Here is a 16897-nt window from a genome sequence, read left to right on the forward strand (position 1 = left end):
GCGTACTTTTAGGCGCAACACGCGTCGGTAGGAGCAGTCTTGGCACGGAAGATCGGCAGCCGGTACACCGCCCACCAGATCCTCGGGCGGGGCAGCGCCGGCACGGTGTGGCTGGGCGAGGGGCCCGACGGTCCCGTCGCGATCAAGCTGCTGCGCGAGGACCTGGCGTCCGACCAGGAACTCGTCTCGCGCTTCGTGCAGGAGCGCACCGCCCTGCTCGGTCTGGACCACCCGCACGTCGTCTCCGTGCGCGACCTGGTGGTCGACGGCAACGACCTCGCGCTGGTCATGGACCTGGTCCGCGGCACGGACCTGCGCACCCGCCTCGACCGGGAGCGGCGCCTGGCGCCCGAGGCCGCGGTGGCCGTGGTCGCCGACGTCGCCGACGGGCTGGCCGCCGCGCACGCCGCCGGGGTCGTGCACCGCGACGTCAAGCCGGAGAACGTGCTGCTCGACATGCAGGGCCCGCTCGGCCCCGGCGGCTCGCACCCGGCGCTGCTGACGGACTTCGGCGTGGCCAAGCTCATCGACACCCCGCGCCGCACCCGCGCCACGAAGATCATCGGCACGCCCGACTACCTGGCCCCGGAGATCGTCGAGGGGCTGCCCCCGCGCGCGGCGGTCGACATCTACGCCCTCGCCACGGTCCTGTACGAGCTGCTGGCCGGCTTCACCCCGTTCGGCGGCGGCCACCCCGGCGCGGTGCTGCGCCGCCACGTGACCGAGACCGTCGTGCCGCTCCCCGGCATCCCGGACGAGCTGTGGCAGCTCCTCGTCCAGTGCCTCGCCAAGGCCCCGGCCTCCCGGCTGCGCGCCTCCGAGCTGAGCGCCCGGCTGCGCGAGCTGCTGCCGATGCTCGCCGGAATGGCCCCGCTGGACGTGGACGAGCCCGACGCCGAGCAGCCGGAGGACGCCCCCGACGCGTCCGCGGCGTCCCCGGCCGCCCCCGTGTCCACCGCGGAACCGGTTCGGCGCCGGGGTGCGGTGCCCCTGGTGCCGGGGGCCAAGCCGGCCGACTCCAACCGCGACACGCACACCTCGATGCGCGTCCCCGCCCCCGACGAGCTGGCCGGCGGTGCCCGCGGCACCGCCCGCGCCCCGCGCGCGTCGGGCGCCCCGCGCCCCGGCTCGGCCCGCAACCGCGCCGCCACGCGGCGCCGCCGGATCGCGGTGGGCGCGGGCGCCGTCGCCCTGGTGGCGGCGATCGGCGTCGGTACGTGGCTGGCCACGGGCGGTGACGAGGACGGCGGCGGACCCCAGGACACGCGGAACTCGGCACCGGCCGCTCCCTGAGGCGCTGCACCCCGCCGGCGTCCGTGCCCGCACCCCGCCCGGCGAAGACCGCTGGACGGAGCCGTTACGCTGGACGCGTGGCAGTCGTCGATGTATCCGAAGAGCTGAAGTCCCTCTCCTCGACCATGGAGTCGATCGAGGCCGTCCTGGACCTCGACAGGCTGAGGGCAGACATCGCCGTGCTCGAGGAGCAGGCGGCCGCGCCCTCCCTGTGGGACGACCCGGAGGCGGCGCAGAAGATCACCAGCAAGCTCTCGCACCTCCAGGCCGAGGTGCGGAAGGCCGAGGCCCTGCGCGGCCGGATCGACGATCTCGGCGTGCTCTTCGAGATGGCCGAGGAGGAGGACGACCCGGACACCCGCGCCGAGGCCGAGTCCGAGCTCGCGGCCGTCCGCAAGGCGCTGGACGAGATGGAGGTCCGCACCCTGCTCTCCGGCGAGTACGACGCGCGCGAGGCGCTCGTCAACATCCGCGCCGAGGCGGGTGGCGTGGACGCCGCCGACTTCGCCGAGAAGCTCCAGCGCATGTACCTGCGCTGGGCCGAGCAGCACGGCTACAAGACCGAGGTCTACGAGACGTCGTACGCGGAGGAGGCCGGCATCAAGTCGACCACCTTCGCCGTGCAGTCGCCGTACGCCTACGGCACCCTCTCCGTCGAGCAGGGCACGCACCGGCTGGTGCGCATCTCGCCCTTCGACAACCAGGGGCGCCGCCAGACCTCCTTCGCGGGCGTCGAGATCCTCCCCGTGGTCGAGCAGACCGACCACATCGAGATCGACGAGTCCGAGCTGCGGGTGGACGTGTACCGCTCCTCCGGCCCCGGCGGCCAGGGCGTGAACACCACCGACTCGGCGGTGCGCCTGACCCACATCCCCACCGGCATCGTCGTCTCCTGCCAGAACGAGCGCTCCCAGATCCAGAACAAGGCCACCGCCATGAACGTCCTCCAGGCCAAGCTCCTGGAGCGGCGCCGCCAGGAGGAACAGGCCAAGATGGACGCCCTCAAGGGTGACGGGGGCAACTCCTGGGGCAACCAGATGCGTTCGTACGTGCTGCACCCGTACCAGATGGTCAAGGACCTGCGCACGGAGCACGAAGTGGGTAACCCGGAGGCCGTGTTCAACGGCGAGATCGACGGTTTCCTGGAGGCCGGAATTCGCTGGCGCAAGCAGCGGGAGAAGTAACGCGAGGCGGAACCGCCGCTTTGTCGACAAGGCAACTGCCGCCCCTCCGGTGGCGGTTGCCTTTTCTCTGCCTTCCGTTCGCCGCTGATGTCTCTGGGTTTTGCATCACACTCACACCCATTGTGTCCGGCATACGTCCCGTACCCGGACATCGCGTACGCAATGGCCTTGACGTTGCTTTGAACATTCGGAATGGTGAGGCGCGGCATGCGTATTTCTGGGGCGCATGTGAACCGGGGGGCTTGAGCACACATGCAGCCACCCCCGTCGATCACGGCCCCGAGTGCGGCCTCGACGACTAAATCGGCTACTGGGGGTAGCAACTACATGACGAAGAAGACGCGCATCCGTGTCGCGCGCATAGCGGCCGGCGCCGTGATCGCGGCCGGTGCCTCCCTGACCGCCGCGGGCGCCGCCTCGGCGCTCGACATCGGCGTGAGCGCCAGCGCCGACGACCAGGGTCTCGGCCTCGGCGTAAGCGTCCAGGGCGGCGAGGAGGACGGCGGCCTGACCGAGGGCTCCAGTGTCGGCGTGACCGAGGGCACCTCGCAGGGCACGTCCGAGGGGACCTCGGAGGGCACGTCCGAGGGCACTTCGGTCGGCACCTCGGAAGGGACGTCCGAGGGCACCTCCGAGGGGACCTCGGTCGGCACGTCCGAGGGCACTTCCGTGGGCACCTCGGAAGGGACGTCCGAGGGCACCTCCACCGGCACGTCCGAGGGTGGTGACAACGGCGGCACCGGCGACAACGGTGGCAACGGCGACAATGGTGGCGCCGGTGACAACGGCGGCAACGGCAACGGCGGCAACGGTGACAATGGCGGTTCCGGCGACAACGGCGGGAACGGCAACGGCGGCAACGGTGACAACGGCGGTTCCGGCGACAACGGCGGAAACGGCAACGGCAACGGCGGGAACGGCAACGGCAACGGTGGAAACACCGGCGGCACTGGTGGCGGCGACAACACCACCCCCGACGGCGGCGGCAACGACAACGTCGCTCAGGAGGAGGGTTCCTCCGCGCTGACCGACACCGGTGAAGAGGCCCAGGCCTCCGACACCGCCGCTCAGGGCAACGGTGAGGAGCTCGCCGAGACCGGCGCCGCGGAGACCACGTTCCTGCTGGTCGGCGCCGCGACGATGATCGCCGGCGGCATCGGCTTCCGCTTCCTGCCGCGCCTGATGAACGGCCGCGGGGCAGCTGCCTGACGGTAGCCCTCCGCGTACGCACCGCGCACGCAGAACAGGCAGAAGGAGGGGCCCGGAGCGACATCGCTCCGGGCCCCTCCCGCGTCTTCCGCCACTCTCCGTGCCCGCGTCCGCGCCCGTCCGTGTCCTGGCGGCCCTCAGGGCCCCTCCAGGGCCGTCAGACGGTCTGGTGGGCCAGCAGGGCCACCGCGGCGATCAGCACCGCCAGCAGCGCGATCAGCGTCGTCGGATTCAGCCCCGCGAAGAAGTTGCTCTCCTGCTGCAGCCGCTCGCGGTTGGCCCGGCAGACCGGGCACCTGCCCTCACTCACGGGCGCAGCGCAGTTCGCGCACACCAACCGGTCGTACGTCATGCGCTCACCCTCCTTGCCGCCGGCTCACTCTCGACAACGCCCGCGACGACGCGAACGTTCCCCTCCCACTGTGCCAGGTTCCGAAGGGCCCCGCGCGCCCTCCCGTGGGGACAAAACGCGCAACTGATACGCAACCCCGACCGGTGACTGCGGTCGGCTCCCCGGTTCGCGTATGGTCACGCACATCTACCCCCGGCGACCCGTGGTGCATCCGTGATCCGATTCGACAACGTCTCCAAGGTCTACCCCAAACAGAGCCACCCAGCCCTCAGGGACGTCTCCCTGGAGGTCGAGAAGGGCGAGTTCGTCTTCCTCGTGGGGTCCTCCGGCTCCGGAAAGTCCACCTTCCTGCGACTGATCCTCCGCGAGGAGCGGTGCAGCCACGGACAGGTGCACGTCCTCGGGAAGGACCTCGCCCGCCTGTCCAACTGGAAGGTGCCGCAGATGCGGCGCCAGCTGGGGACGGTGTTCCAGGACTTCCGCCTGCTGCCGAACAAGACGGTCGGCGAGAACGTCGCCTTCGCCCAGGAGGTCATCGGCAAGTCCCGCGGCGAGATCCGCAAGTCCGTACCGCAGGTCCTCGACCTCGTCGGACTCGGCGGCAAGGAGGACCGCAGGCCCGGCGAGCTGTCCGGCGGTGAGCAGCAGCGCGTCGCCATCGCGCGCGCCTTCGTCAACCGGCCCAAGCTGCTGATCGCCGACGAGCCCACGGGCAACCTCGACCCGCAGACCTCGGTCGGCATCATGAAGCTGCTCGACCGGATCAACCGGACGGGCACCACCGTGGTGATGGCCACGCACGACCAGAACATCGTGGACCAGATGCGCAAGCGCGTCATCGAGCTGGAGAAGGGCCGCCTCGTCCGGGACCAGGCACGCGGTGTCTACGGCTACCAGCACTGACGAGCCACAGACGACGAGGAACGGAAAGGCTTAACGAGACGCCATGCGCGCCCAGTTCGTAGTCTCGGAGATCGGAGTCGGTCTTCGCCGCAATCTGACGATGACCTTCGCGGTCATCGTCTCGGTCGCCCTGTCCCTGGCCCTGTTCGGCGGTTCGCTGCTGATGAGCGACCAGGTCAACAACATGAAGGGCTACTGGTACGACAAGGTCAACGTCTCGGTCTTCCTCTGCAACAAGAGCGACGCCGAGTCCGACCCCAACTGCGCCAAGGGCGCGGTGACCGAGGACCAGAAGAAGCAGATCATGTCCGACCTCGACGAGATGGCCGTCGTCGAGAAGGTGACGTACGAGTCGCAGGACGAGGCGTACAAGCACTACAAGGAGCAGTTCGGCGACTCCCCGCTGGCCAGCTCCCTCACGCCGGACCAGATGCAGGAGTCGTACCGGATCAAGCTGCAGGACCCGGAGAAGTACCAGGTCATCGCGACCGCCTTCGACGGCCGGGACGGCGTGCAGTCCGTGCAGGACCAGAAGGGCATCCTGGACAACCTCTTCGGCCTGCTCAACGGCATGAACTGGGCCGCCCGCGCGGTGATGGCCCTGATGCTCGTGGTCGCCCTGATGCTGATCGTCAACACCGTCCGCGTCTCGGCGTTCAGCCGGCGCCGCGAGACCGGCATCATGCGCCTCGTCGGCGCGTCGGGCTTCTACATCCAGGCGCCGTTCATCATGGAGGCGGCCGTCGCCGGTCTCATCGGCGGTGGTGTCGCCTGCGGATTCCTGGTGATCGCCAGGTACTTCATCATCGATCACGGACTCGCGCTGTCCGAGAAGCTGAACCTGATCAACTTCATCGGCTGGGACGCCGTCCTGACGAAGCTGCCGCTCATCCTGGCCACGAGCCTGCTGATGCCCGCGTTGGCCGCGTTCTTCGCGTTGCGCAAGTACCTGAAGGTGTGACACATACCAAGAGGGCCGTGCGGTCGAGGGACCGTGCGGCCCTCACGCGTTGTCCTAGACTCACCGGCATGTCAGGCCGTGACCTGTTCTGTCAGCCCCGCCGCGTACGCCACGGGGCCGCCCTGACCTTGGTGTTCGCGAGCGTGCTCGTCGCGGGCGCGGCCTCGGGCTCGCTGCCCGGGACGGACCGGAAGTCCGAGCCCGGCACCGCCCGTTCGGCCGCCCCGGCCGGTCAACAGGCCCGCCACGACGACGTCGCCCGCGCGGCGGCCGAGGCCATGGCCGACGGCAAGTCCCCCGTGGAGGCCGCCGAACGCGCGGTCAGCCGCAGCGGGGACCGCTGGGGCGCCGTCTACTCCGAGGGCGAGTACGAGGAGTTGGAGGACGCCCTCGACGGCCGGTACACCGGCGTCGGGCTCTCCGCGCGCCGCGAGCGCGACGGCCGCATCGAGGTGACCCGGGTGCGCTCCGGCTCGCCCGCCGCCGACGCCGGGATCCGGGAGGGCGACCGGCTGCGCAGTGTCGACGGCGAGCGGGTGGACGGGCGGCCCGTCACCGAGGTCGTCTCCATACTGCGCGGCGACGGCGAGCGGGAGCCCGCCGGCACTGCCGTCCGGCTGGGCCTGGAGCGCGGCACGCGCGCGTGGACCGAGACCGTACGCCGGGCCCGGCTGTCCACGGACCCCGTGACCGTCCGCACGCTCGCCGACGGCCTCACCGTCGTCAAGGTCACCTCCTTCACCAAGGGCGTCGGCGAGCAGGTGCGCGAGGCCGTGGCCCGGGTGCCGTCCGGCGCCGGGGTCGTCCTCGACCTGCGCGGCAACTCCGGCGGCCTGGTCACCGAGGCCGTCACCGCCGCCTCCGCCTTCCTCGACGGCGGCCTGGTCGCCACGTACGACGTCGACGGCGACCAGCGGGCCCTGCACGCCGAAGCCGGCGGCGACACCACCAGACCGCTGGTCGCGCTCGTGGACGGCGGCACGATGAGCGCGGCCGAACTCCTCACCGGGGCCCTCCAGGACCGCGGCCGGGCGGTCGTCCTGGGCTCGCGCACCTTCGGCAAGGGCTCGGTGCAGATGCCGAGCCGGCTGCCCGGCGGCTCGGTGGCCGAGCTGACCGTCGGGCACTACCGCACCCCCTCGGGCCGTGGCGTGGACGGCACGGGCATCACGCCCGACCTGGAGGTCGACCCGGCGGACCCGGGCGCCCTCGCGCGGGCCCGGACGGTGCTGAGCGGGCTCGGGCCGACCGCGTAATCGGCTTTCCGCCAGGCCCCTCCGTAGTGCCAAAATGGACCGCACTATGGCTAAGGAAAAAGGGCGCAAGCTGATCGCGCAGAACAAGAAGGCGCGGCACGACTACCAGATCCTCGACACCTACGAGGCCGGCCTCGTGCTGTCCGGTACCGAGGTGAAGTCGCTGCGCCAGGGGCGGGCCTCGCTGGCCGACGGGTTCGTGCAGCTGGACGGCCACGAGGCGTGGCTGCACAACGTGCACGTGCCGGAGTACAGCCAGGGCACCTGGACCAACCACAGCGCGCGGCGCAAGCGGAAGCTGCTGCTGCACCGGGTGGAGATCGACAAGCTGGAGTCGAAGTCCCAGGAGACCGGTCACACGATCGTGCCCCTGGCGCTCTACTTCAAGGACGGGCGGGCCAAGGTCGAGATCGCGCTGGCGCGCGGCAAGAAGGAGTACGACAAGCGGCAGACCCTCCGGGAGAAGCAGGACCGGCGCGAGGCGGAGCGGACGATCTCCGCGATCAAGCGCAAGCAGCGGGCCTGACGCCGCCCGCCGCCGGGAATAGGCTGGCACGCGTCCGTGTTGGTCACGTACGATGGCACCTGCACCCCACAGAGGGTGTGAGCCCCTCTTCGGAGGACTTGAAAAATCAACATGGGGATGATCGGTTTCGACAGCGGCTGTCGAAGCAGGGGAAGCGTGTCGAGGAAGCGGCCATGATCTCGTAAACCACAGGCCGAAAAAATAATCGCCAACACCAAGCGCGATTCCTCCCAGCAGGCCTTCGCCCTCGCTGCCTGATCTCAGGTAGCGAAGCGAGCCTCCTACTAAGGGAGTGTCAGCCCGGGGCTGTTCCCGACCCGGATCCTGGCATCAGCTAGGGGACTAAACCTTGATCCCGGTCACGGGGCGAAGAGGGAAACCAAACAGTGACTGGGCCCGTCGGAGACTTGTCCGCGTGATCTCCGGGGCCGAGAAAATCGAAGCGGACTGCACACGGAGAAGCCCTGATTCCGCACCGTTGGACGCGGGTTCGATTCCCGCCATCTCCACGAGGTCGAGGGCGGCGTGTGCTCGCGTAAGCGCGAGCACACGCCGCCCTCGACGTTTTTGCGCGGCTTCGCCGCGGGGCGCGAGGGCTCTGCCACCCGCACCCCCTCACCGGGTCCGTCTGGCCGGCAGCAGGGTCAGGAGGAGGGCCGTCGCGGCCGCCGTGACCGGGATGCCGTAGGCGGCGGTGGGGGAGACGTGTTCCACCGTCCAGCCGCCCGCCGCACTGCCGCAGGCGATGCCGCCGAGGAGGCCGGTCACCGCGAGGGTCATGCCCTCGTTCAGGCGGCCTTCCGGGGTGCGGTGCTGGACCAGCGTCATCGTGGTGACCATCGTCGGAGCCGTCGCCATCCCGCCGATCAGCAGGGTGAGTGCCAGCAAGGGCAGGGAGCCGCTGAGAGAGGCCGCGAGCAGCGGCAGGGTGAGCAGGGCCGTCATCGCGGCCACGCACCACGGCAGCCGGTGCTCGGGCGGCCCGGCGGGCCTGATCGCGCCGTAGAGCAGACCCGCCGCGCAGGAACCGGCCGCCTGCAACGCGAGGACCAGGCCGGCCGCCGCGCGGTGTCCCTGTGCGTCCGCGAACGCGATGGTGACGACCTCCATGGCGCCGAACACCCCGCCCATCGCCAGACACACCACCAGCAGCGACGGGATGCCCGGGGCCCGGAAGGGAGCCTTCGCCGTCGGCCGCGGGCGGGCCGGCGGCTCGGTCGCGCGCTGGGCGGTGAACAGCAGCATGCCGGTCACCAGCAGCACCACGCCCACCAGCGTGCCCGCCTCGGGGAACAGCGCGGTGCACAGGAACGCCGCGAGGACCGGCCCGAACATGTAGCAGAGCTCGTCCGTGGCCTGTTCGAAGGAGTTGGCGGTGTGCAGCGCGTCGGCGTCCCCCTCGAGCAGGTGGGCCCAGCGGGCGCGGGCCATGCCGCCGGTGTTGGGCGTCGTGGCGGTGGCGGCGTACGCGGCGAACAGCGTCCAGGCGGGTGCCCCGTGCCGCACGCACAGCAGCAGGGCGACCGAGCCCAGCGCGGCGAACAGGGTGGCGGGTACGGCCACCCGCGCCTGGCCGTACCGGTCCACGAGCCGCGCGGTCCACGGGGCGACCAGGGCCGTCGCCGCCAGCCCGGTCGCGGTGACGGCGCCGGCGAGGGCGTACGAGCCCCGGGTGCCGGCGATCATCACCACGGCGCTGACGCTGAACATGCCCATGGGCAGCCGGGCGGCGAGATTCCCGATCGTGAACGCCCGGGCACCGGGAGTGGACAGGAGTCGCCGGTACGGGCCGGGTGGCCGGCGCCGGACGCGGGGGCGGAAGTCGGCCGCGACCAGGGTGTCGGCGGTGACGGCCAGGAGGGGGGAGGCCGGAGTGGGACGGGAGGGGTGCGCTGGGGTCGGCTGCGGCATGGGTCCACCGTCGCCCGGCGACGAGATGGGGGTCCAACACCTTCTCCGTGGCCATTCACGCACCGCCGTTGTAAGTTCGCCGGATGCCCGCACCCGCCCACCTCGACCCGCGGCTCCTGCGCGCCTTCGTCGCCGTCGCCGAGGAACTGCACTTCACCCGCGCCGCCGCCCGCCTCTACGTCGCCCAGCAGGCGCTCAGCAGGGACGTGCGGCGCCTGGAGCGGGAATTGGGCGCCGAGCTGTTCGTCCGCACCACCCGGCAGGTGACGCCGACGGCCGACGGCGAGCGGCTGCTGCCGTACGCCCGCCGGGTCCTCCAGGCCCAGGACGACCTGCTGGCCGCCTTCGGGCAGGCCCGCCCGCTGCTGGTCGACCTCAACTCCCCGGGCCTGGCCACCGGCCGCCTGGTCCTGGAGCGGGCCCGGTCGCTCGCGCCCGAGCAGGAGCTGATGGCGCGTTACGAGAGCGGACTGACCCACGCCGCCGGTGAACTGGTCGCGGGCCGCCTCGACGCCTCCTTCGGCCGGTTCGCGGGGCTGCCCGCGGCGCTGCGGGCGGGGCTCGGCCACCAGCCGGTGCGCCACGAGCCCATGGCGGTCGTCCTGCCCGAGGACCACCCGCTGGCCCGGCTGGAACGGGTGCCGCTCTCCGCTCTCGCCGGAGAGACCGTGTACGCCGGGGCCGGCAACCCGCGCACGCCGGAGTGGACCGACCTCGCGCACCGCCTGTTCGAGGGACGCGGCATCCATGTGGCGTCCCCCGTACCGCTGGCGGTCGGCGAGGAGGAGTTCCGGCGCATCATGGACAAGACGCGCAATCCCATCCTCGCCGTGGAGAGCTTTCCGGCCATGCCCTCGACCGTGGTGCGCCCGCTCGTCGACCCCGTGCCGCTCTCGCCGGTGTCGCTCGTCTGGCGAAAGGGACTGGTGCATCCCGCGCTCGACGCGCTGCGCCGGGCAGCCGTGCAGGTCGCGGCCGAAAACGGTTGGCTGGAGGCTCCCGGTGAGGGATGGATTCCGGCCGCCGACGCCGCTGTGATGTCCGTCCACAAGTGACACGCGGCAACCACACATCCTCCGCGTGCGCTACATTCTTTGCCTGAGCACGGTGTGATACAGGGGGCGCTCGAACCTGGTGGGGGCCGGTTCGGCCGACGAGTGCTCGGAGTCGTATGCGCACCCGGAAGTGTTCCGTGGGGGGAAGTGCGCGCGCGTGAAGAATTGGCAAAAAGACGCCCAACCGGAGTGGCCCGAGGTCGAGTCCGGGGCTCGTGATCTCTCGGAGGCTGGACGAGATGCTGACGCCACCGAGGTGCTGCCCCCTGCCCGGGCCTTCCCGCCGGCCGGGGGACCCCCGATGACCGCGCCGGGTCCGGGGTGGTTCGGCGAATCCGGTGAGAGCCCGCGTGGCCGCGGGAGTTCCGACGCCGACCGGACGCAGATCCTGGGTTCCCGAATAGGCGGCCGCGCTCCGCGCGAGCAGCGCCCGGACCCGATGGCCCAGGGGCGGATAACCTGGGGCACAACCGACCGGCCCGGGGCGAACCACGGCAACGCCGCCCCGGCGCCCGGAACCGGCCACACCCCCGGCACCGGCACCGGCCCGGACCCCGACCGGACGGACGTCCTCCCGTCGGCCGGTCCCGCCGCCCCGGCCCCGCCGACCCGCGCCTTCCCCGCACCGGCATCCGCCCCCGCGCCTCTCCCCGTGCCCCCGCCTCCCGGCCCCGCCACCGCCGCACTCCGCGACCCCTGGCAGGAGACGCCGGACACGGACGGCGACCCGGGCACCGGCACCGGCGCCGCCGGGCACACCCACGACCCGCACGAGGTCACCGTCCAGCTCGACGCCGTCCACCTCGGCGACGGGGTGCTCCTTCGGGCCGACAGCGGGCACCGCAAGCGGGGCCCGGAGGCCTCCGACGGGCCCGTCTTCGTCGACGCGTCCGGCCGCCGCAGCCGCCTCTACCGCCGCCTCGGCATCCTGGTCGGCATCGCCTGCGCGGTCTACGCCGTCGTCATCGTCTCCACGCTGCTCTCCGGCAACTCCGACGCGCCCTGGATGCCCGTGCCGGGCCAGGAGGAGGGCGCACCGGCCGGCCAGGTCGACACCACCCCGGCGCCCTCGCAGTCGGCGCGGCCCTCCGGCACCGGCAACGCCACCACCCCGCAGGCCACGCCCTCGGCCGACGCCGGTGTGACGACCGAACCGGGCGTCGAGGCACCCGCGTCCGGTACGTCCGGCGTGCCGGGCGGCAGCACGGGGCAGCCCGGTACGAGCGCCGGCCCCGAGTCCTCGGCGGCCGGCAGCGGCCAGAACCCGGGCGGCTCCGGTGCGACCGGCCCCGACCCGACGCAGTCCACCGAGGTGCCGCCGTCCACCGGCACCGACCCGTCGGCCCCGACCGGCGGCGGCGCCCCCTCCGGCGACCCGACCCAGCCCACCGGCGGCTCCACCACGGACACCGACCCGGGCGCGGGCGGCACCAACGCCAACGGCGCGGGCGCCCCGGACCCCGTCGCGGGTCCGGCCGGAGCCTCCGTCGTGGTCGCCGAGCCGGCCGCCGGCAGCTCCACGCCCCCCTCCCTCCCCCTGTCCCCGGAGAACACCCTCTGATGGCATCCAGCACCCGCCGTCACGGGGCCGCGCGCAGCGCCCGTGAGGGCTCCCGCCGTCGCCTGCCCTTGCGCCTGCTGCTTCCGCTGCTCGTCCTGGTCGCCCTGGTGGCGATGCTCATGCTGCGCGGATACGTGCACAGCGAGATCCTCGCCGACCACCGCGTCCAGCCGCCCGCCGCCACCGACAAGGTGCCGCAGAAGATCCTCGAGGGCGGCCCGGTCATCGACGTGCGCGGCGGCCGCACCGAGAGCCTGAGCGTGCCCGACCACCGGCTCGTCCTCACCTTCGACGACGGCCCGGACCCGACCTGGACCCCGCGGGTTCTCGACGTGCTCAAGAAGCACGACGCGCACGCGGTCTTCTTCGTCACCGGCACCATGGCCTCCCGCTACCCCGACCTCGTCGAGCGCATGGTCGACGAGGGCCACGAGGTGGGCCTGCACACCTTCAACCACCCCGACCTCTCCTTCCAGTCCGAGAAGCGCATCGACTGGGAGCTGTCGCAGAACCAGCTGGCGATCACCGGTGCGGCCGGGGTGCGCACCTCGCTGTTCCGGCCGCCGTACTCCTCCTTCGCCGACGCCATGGACAACAAGTCCTGGCCGGTCACCGAGTACATCGGCGGCCGCGGCTACCTCGTCGTCGTCAACAACACCGACAGCGAGGACTGGAAGAAGCCCGGCGTCGACGAGATCATCCGCCGCGCCACCCCGAAGGGCGGCAAGGGCGCCATCGTCCTGATGCACGACTCCGGCGGCGACCGCCACCAGACCGTGCAGGCCCTGGACAGGTTCCTGCCCGACCTGAAGAAGAAGGGCTACGAGTTCGACAACCTCACCGAGGCCCTGGACGCGCCCGGCGCCATGAGCCCGGTGGCCGGCGCCGAACTCTGGAAGGGCAGGGCGTGGGTCTTCCTGGTCCAGGCCTCGGAGAAGCTCACCGACGGCCTGGTGGTGGGCCTGGCGGTCATCGGCACGCTGGTCATCGGACGCTTCGTGCTGATGCTGCTCCTCTCCGGCGTCCACGCCCGCCGGGTGCGCCGCCGGCGCTTCCGCTGGGGACCGGCGGTCACCGAGCCCGTCACGGTGCTGGTCCCGGCGTACAACGAGGCCAAGTGCATCGAGAACACGGTGCGTTCCCTGGTGGCCAGCGACCACCCGGTCGAGGTCATCGTCATCGACGACGGTTCCAGCGACGGCACCGCCCGCATCGTGGAGGGCCTCGGCCTGCCCGGCGTCCGGGTGATCCGGCAGCTCAACGCGGGCAAGCCCGCCGCGCTCAACCGGGGCCTGGCCAACGCCCGGTACGACATCGTCGTGATGATGGACGGCGACACCGTCTTCGAGCCGTCCACCGTCCGCGAACTCGTCCAGCCCTTCGGCGACCCCCGGGTGGGCGCCGTGGCGGGCAACGCGAAGGTCGGCAACAAGGACAGCCTCATCGGCGCCTGGCAGCACATCGAGTACGTGATGGGCTTCAACCTGGACCGCCGGATGTACGACGTCCTCGGCTGCATGCCGACCATCCCCGGTGCGGTCGGCGCCTTCCGCCGGTCCGCCCTGGAACCCATCGGCGGCATGAGCGACGACACGCTCGCCGAGGACACCGACGTCACCATGGCGCTGCACCGCGCCGGCTGGCGGGTGGTGTACGCCGAGAACGCGCGCGCCTGGACCGAGGCCCCGGAGTCCGTCGGCCAGCTGTGGTCCCAGCGCTACCGCTGGTCGTACGGCACCATGCAGGCCATCTGGAAGCACCGCCGCGCGGTGATCGAGAAGGGTCCCTCGGGCCGCTTCGGCCGGGTGGGCCTGCCCTTCGTCTCCCTGTTCATGGTCCTGGCCCCGCTGCTCGCCCCGCTGATCGACGTCTTCCTGCTCTACGGCCTGGTCTTCGGCCCGACCGAGAAGACGATCGTGGCCTGGCTGGGCGTCCTGGCCATCCAGGCGGTGTGCGCGGCGTACGCCTTCCGGCTCGACCGGGAGAAGCTGACCCCGCTCATCTCGCTGCCCCTCCAGCAGATCCTGTACCGCCAGATCATGTACGTGGTGCTGCTCCAGTCCTGGATCACGGCGCTCACCGGCGGCCGGCTGCGCTGGCAGAAGCTGCGGCGCAGCGGCGGCGTGTCCGCGCCGCCGCCCGGCGCCGACGGCGTGCCGCCCCAGCGGCGGTCCGGAGCCATGGACGGGAGGCCGGTCGGATGACCACCCCGCCGTACGACCCGACGCGGCCGACCCCGGCACCCGGCCCGACCACGCCTTTTCCGACCACGCCCTTCCCGGCCACGCCTGCCCCGCCCCGGAGCGCCCCGCACATGACCGCACCACCCCTCCACCCGCCCGTGGGCACGGACACCGACGTACCGGTGGCGCCCCAGCAGAAGCAGGCCCGGCGCGCTCCCGTGCGCGACCGGTACTTCGACCTGCTGCGGGCGGTGGCGCTCTTCCGGGTGGTCCTCTACCACCTGATGGGCTGGGCCTGGCTGCCGGTGGTGTTCCCGTCCATGGGCGTCATGTTCGCCCTCGCGGGCAACCTGATGGCCCGCAGCCTCAAGCGGCCCGCCGTCCAGGTCGTCCGCAGCCGCATGCGCCGCCTGCTGCCGCCGCTGTGGCTGCTGGGCGTGGTGGGCGTGACCGGCATGGTGCTCCAGGGCTGGGGGCCGAACGAGGACGGGCACCCGGGCTGGTGGTGGTTCCACCTCCTCTACTGGGTCCTGCCGCTGAGCGACCCGCCCTTCGCCGAGAGCGTGCCGGGCATCCACGGCATCCTGGGCGAGGACTGGGCCGCGGAACTCGGCGGGCCGCTGTGGTACATCCGCGCCTACCTCTGGTACGTCCTGCTCTCGCCGGTGCTGCTGCGCGCGCTGCGCGCCCTGCCGTGGCTGACGATCCTCGCGCCGCTCGCCCTGTCGGCCGCCTTCCAATTCGGCTACCTGAACCTGCCGGGCGAGCGCTTCCCGTCCGCGCTCACGGACTTCAGCACCTTCGGGGCCTGCTGGGTCCTCGGCATGGCCCACCAGGAAGGCATCCTGAAACGGCTGCCGCGCTACGTCGTGCCCTCGGTGGCCCCGGTGATCGCCGCCCTGGGCCTGTGGTACGCCTTCCGGGAGGGCTTCAAGACCGGGTACGACCTGGACTCCATCCCGTTCGCGCAGGCCGTCTGGTCCTTCGCCACGGTGCTGCTGCTCCTGCACGTCAGCCCGTCGTGGACCGAGTGGCCGCGTCGGCTGCGCCGCTGGGACCGGCTGATCACCCTGCTCAACTCCCGCGCGGTGACGATCTACCTGTGGCACAACGTCTGCATCCTGATCGCGGCCACGCTGTGGGACCAGTTGTGGGGCTTCGAGGTCATGTACGAGAACGTCCCGTGGCTGCTGGAGAGCCCCTGGCCGGTCCTGGCCATCGCCTGGCTGCTCATCGGGAGCTGCATCGTCTGGTTCGGCTGGATGGAGGACGTGGCGGCCAAGCGCAGCCCCCAGCTGTGGCCGGACGGCGGGAAGCGCACGGCACCGAAGCGGCCGAGGGCCCGCGCCGCGCACCGGGGCTGACGCGCACCGGGGCTGACGTGTGTCGGCCCCCCGTGCGAGACTGCCCCGGTTGCGGGAGTGAACAGGGTGGCGTGAGCCGGTCAGGGGGAGCAGCGGGATGAGCAAGCGGCAGACGCGGAAGATGCTGGAGTTGATGGCGAGCGGGGAGCCGGTCCAGCTCACCAGCCGGATGTCCTCGGTGAAGAAGCTCGCCAAGCTCGCCTTCGTCGCCCAGCAGTTCGGGTACGAATACGCAGACGTGCGCCAGAGCGGGGGGAACAACGCCGCGCTCACCATGCTGCTCGTCCCCGACCCGGGCCCGCAGGCCCGCACCCGGGCCGCGCAGAACTGGGCGCAGTACCCGAACGCCGGCGACGGCGTGTCGCTGCCGCCGCTCGTGCCGGACGCCTTCGAACTCCTCAAGGCGCGCATCAACTTCGACCTCACCGGCAAGAACGCCCAGAAGAACATGGGCTACGGCGCGCTCGGCGGCACCGTCGCCTGTGTGGTCATCGCCTTCCGCGAGGGCGGCTCGTCCGACGACTTCCTCATCTCCGGGATCATCTGGCTGGTCCTCATGGCGGCCCTGGGCATCGGCTTCCTCGTCACCCGCAAGCGCAACGCCAAGTTCGCCGCCCGGCTGCAGGCCGCCGGCTTCGTGCCGATGGCCGACGAGACGGGACGGGTGCGGTACCTGCCGCCCGGCGGGCAGCTGCCGGGGCACGGGAACCCGTTCGGTGCCGTGCCCGGCGGCTACGGACAGCCGGCCCCCGGCCAGTACGCCGCCCAGCCGCCGCAGCAGCAGCCGTACGGCGGACCGCAGCAGGCCCAGCAGCCGTACGCCCCGCAGCCGGTTCCGCAGGCCCAGCCCTACGCGGCTCCGCAGGCCCAGCAGCCCTACGCGCCCCCGCAGACCCAGCAGCCGTATCCGCCCCAGCAGCCCCCGCAGCCGTACGCCCAGCCGCAGCAGCAGCCGTACGCGCCGCCGCAACCGCAGCAGCCGTACCCGGCGCAGGGCCACCCGCAGCAGAACCCGCACTGGCAGCCCCGGCCCCCGCAGGGCTGACCGCGATCTCTCACCCCGCGCCCGTGCCGGGTGAGAGCGACGTTCCCTCCCGGTCATCCACAGCCCCACCGGCCCGAAACGCGTCCTGCCTAGC

The 16897-nt window shown here is 72.0% G+C and carries 14 protein-coding genes and 1 other RNA gene; 13 read left to right on the forward strand and 2 right to left on the reverse strand.

Annotated elements, in window-relative coordinates; all coding sequences use genetic code 11:
• Positions 1 to 39: 39 nt before the first annotated feature.
• The 3 genes from R2E43_RS23320 to R2E43_RS23330 all read left to right on the forward strand — a co-directional run bounded on the left by R2E43_RS23320 (position 40) and on the right by R2E43_RS23330 (position 3686).
• Positions 40 to 1293, forward strand: a complete 1254-nt coding sequence (locus tag R2E43_RS23320; RefSeq protein ID WP_011028691.1) for a serine/threonine-protein kinase — start codon at positions 40 to 42, stop codon at positions 1291 to 1293.
• 77 nt (positions 1294 to 1370) lie between these two features.
• On the forward strand, positions 1371 to 2477 hold the full coding sequence (prfB, locus tag R2E43_RS23325) for a peptide chain release factor 2 (RefSeq protein ID WP_003975840.1): 1107 nt from the start codon (positions 1371 to 1373) through the stop codon (positions 2475 to 2477).
• 327 nt (positions 2478 to 2804) lie between these two features.
• Positions 2805 to 3686 (forward strand): hypothetical protein, encoded by an 882-nt coding sequence (locus R2E43_RS23330; RefSeq protein WP_332056532.1) that lies wholly within the window; start codon positions 2805 to 2807, stop codon positions 3684 to 3686.
• 157 nt (positions 3687 to 3843) lie between these two features.
• Here R2E43_RS23330 and R2E43_RS23335 read toward each other — a convergent pair whose 3' ends face one another.
• On the reverse strand, positions 3844 to 4038 hold the full coding sequence (locus R2E43_RS23335; protein WP_003975842.1) for a hypothetical protein: 195 nt from the start codon (positions 4036 to 4038) through the stop codon (positions 3844 to 3846).
• A gap of 213 nt (positions 4039 to 4251) precedes the next feature.
• Here R2E43_RS23335 and ftsE point away from each other — a divergent pair, with 213 nt between their 5' ends.
• The 5 genes from ftsE (at position 4252) to ssrA (ending at position 8196) form a co-directional block, all read left to right on the forward strand.
• On the forward strand, positions 4252 to 4941 hold the full coding sequence (gene ftsE, locus R2E43_RS23340; protein ID WP_003975843.1) for a cell division ATP-binding protein FtsE: 690 nt from the start codon (positions 4252 to 4254) through the stop codon (positions 4939 to 4941).
• A gap of 43 nt (positions 4942 to 4984) precedes the next feature.
• Positions 4985 to 5902, forward strand: coding sequence for a permease-like cell division protein FtsX (ftsX, locus tag R2E43_RS23345; protein ID WP_003975844.1), 918 nt, complete (start codon positions 4985 to 4987; stop codon positions 5900 to 5902).
• A gap of 68 nt (positions 5903 to 5970) precedes the next feature.
• Positions 5971 to 7158, forward strand: coding sequence for a S41 family peptidase (locus R2E43_RS23350; RefSeq protein WP_319130113.1), 1188 nt, complete (start codon positions 5971 to 5973; stop codon positions 7156 to 7158).
• Positions 7159 to 7204: 46 nt separating this feature from the next.
• On the forward strand, positions 7205 to 7684 hold the full coding sequence (gene smpB, locus R2E43_RS23355) for an SsrA-binding protein SmpB (protein ID WP_003975846.1): 480 nt from the start codon (positions 7205 to 7207) through the stop codon (positions 7682 to 7684).
• Between the two features lie 113 nt (positions 7685 to 7797).
• Positions 7798 to 8196, forward strand: a transfer-messenger RNA (tmRNA) gene (gene ssrA / locus R2E43_RS23360).
• Positions 8197 to 8299: 103 nt separating this feature from the next.
• On the opposite strand, the gene R2E43_RS23365 is transcribed toward ssrA, so the two are convergent.
• Positions 8300 to 9595 carry an MFS transporter gene (locus R2E43_RS23365; RefSeq protein ID WP_326652228.1) on the reverse strand — a complete coding sequence of 432 codons (1296 nt, stop codon included), beginning with the start codon at positions 9593 to 9595 and terminating at the stop codon, positions 8300 to 8302.
• Between the two features lie 83 nt (positions 9596 to 9678).
• On the opposite strand from R2E43_RS23365, the gene stgR reads away from it, so the two are divergent.
• From stgR to R2E43_RS23390, 5 genes are all read left to right on the forward strand, one after another.
• Positions 9679 to 10650, forward strand: a complete 972-nt coding sequence (stgR, locus tag R2E43_RS23370; protein WP_265701263.1) for a LysR family transcriptional regulator StgR — start codon at positions 9679 to 9681, stop codon at positions 10648 to 10650.
• Between the two features lie 301 nt (positions 10651 to 10951).
• Entirely contained in the window at positions 10952 to 12211 is a 1260-nt protein-coding gene (locus R2E43_RS23375) for a hypothetical protein (protein WP_332056533.1), read from the forward strand.
• A complete protein-coding gene (locus R2E43_RS23380; RefSeq protein ID WP_003975850.1) occupies positions 12211 to 14415 on the forward strand; it encodes a polysaccharide deacetylase family protein in 2205 nt (734 codons plus the stop codon). The genes R2E43_RS23375 and R2E43_RS23380 overlap by 1 nt, the downstream gene beginning before the upstream one ends.
• 110 nt (positions 14416 to 14525) lie before the next feature.
• Positions 14526 to 15758 carry an acyltransferase family protein gene (locus R2E43_RS23385; RefSeq protein ID WP_016326355.1) on the forward strand — a complete coding sequence of 411 codons (1233 nt, stop codon included), beginning with the start codon at positions 14526 to 14528 and terminating at the stop codon, positions 15756 to 15758.
• A 97-nt stretch (positions 15759 to 15855) separates the two neighbouring features.
• Positions 15856 to 16803: a hypothetical protein gene (locus tag R2E43_RS23390; protein ID WP_319124506.1), complete on the forward strand. Its 948-nt coding sequence runs from the start codon at positions 15856 to 15858 to the stop codon at positions 16801 to 16803.
• Positions 16804 to 16897: the final 94 nt, after the last annotated feature.

The organism is Streptomyces violaceoruber (assembly GCF_033406955.1).
Classification (GTDB): domain Bacteria; phylum Actinomycetota; class Actinomycetes; order Streptomycetales; family Streptomycetaceae; genus Streptomyces; species Streptomyces violaceoruber.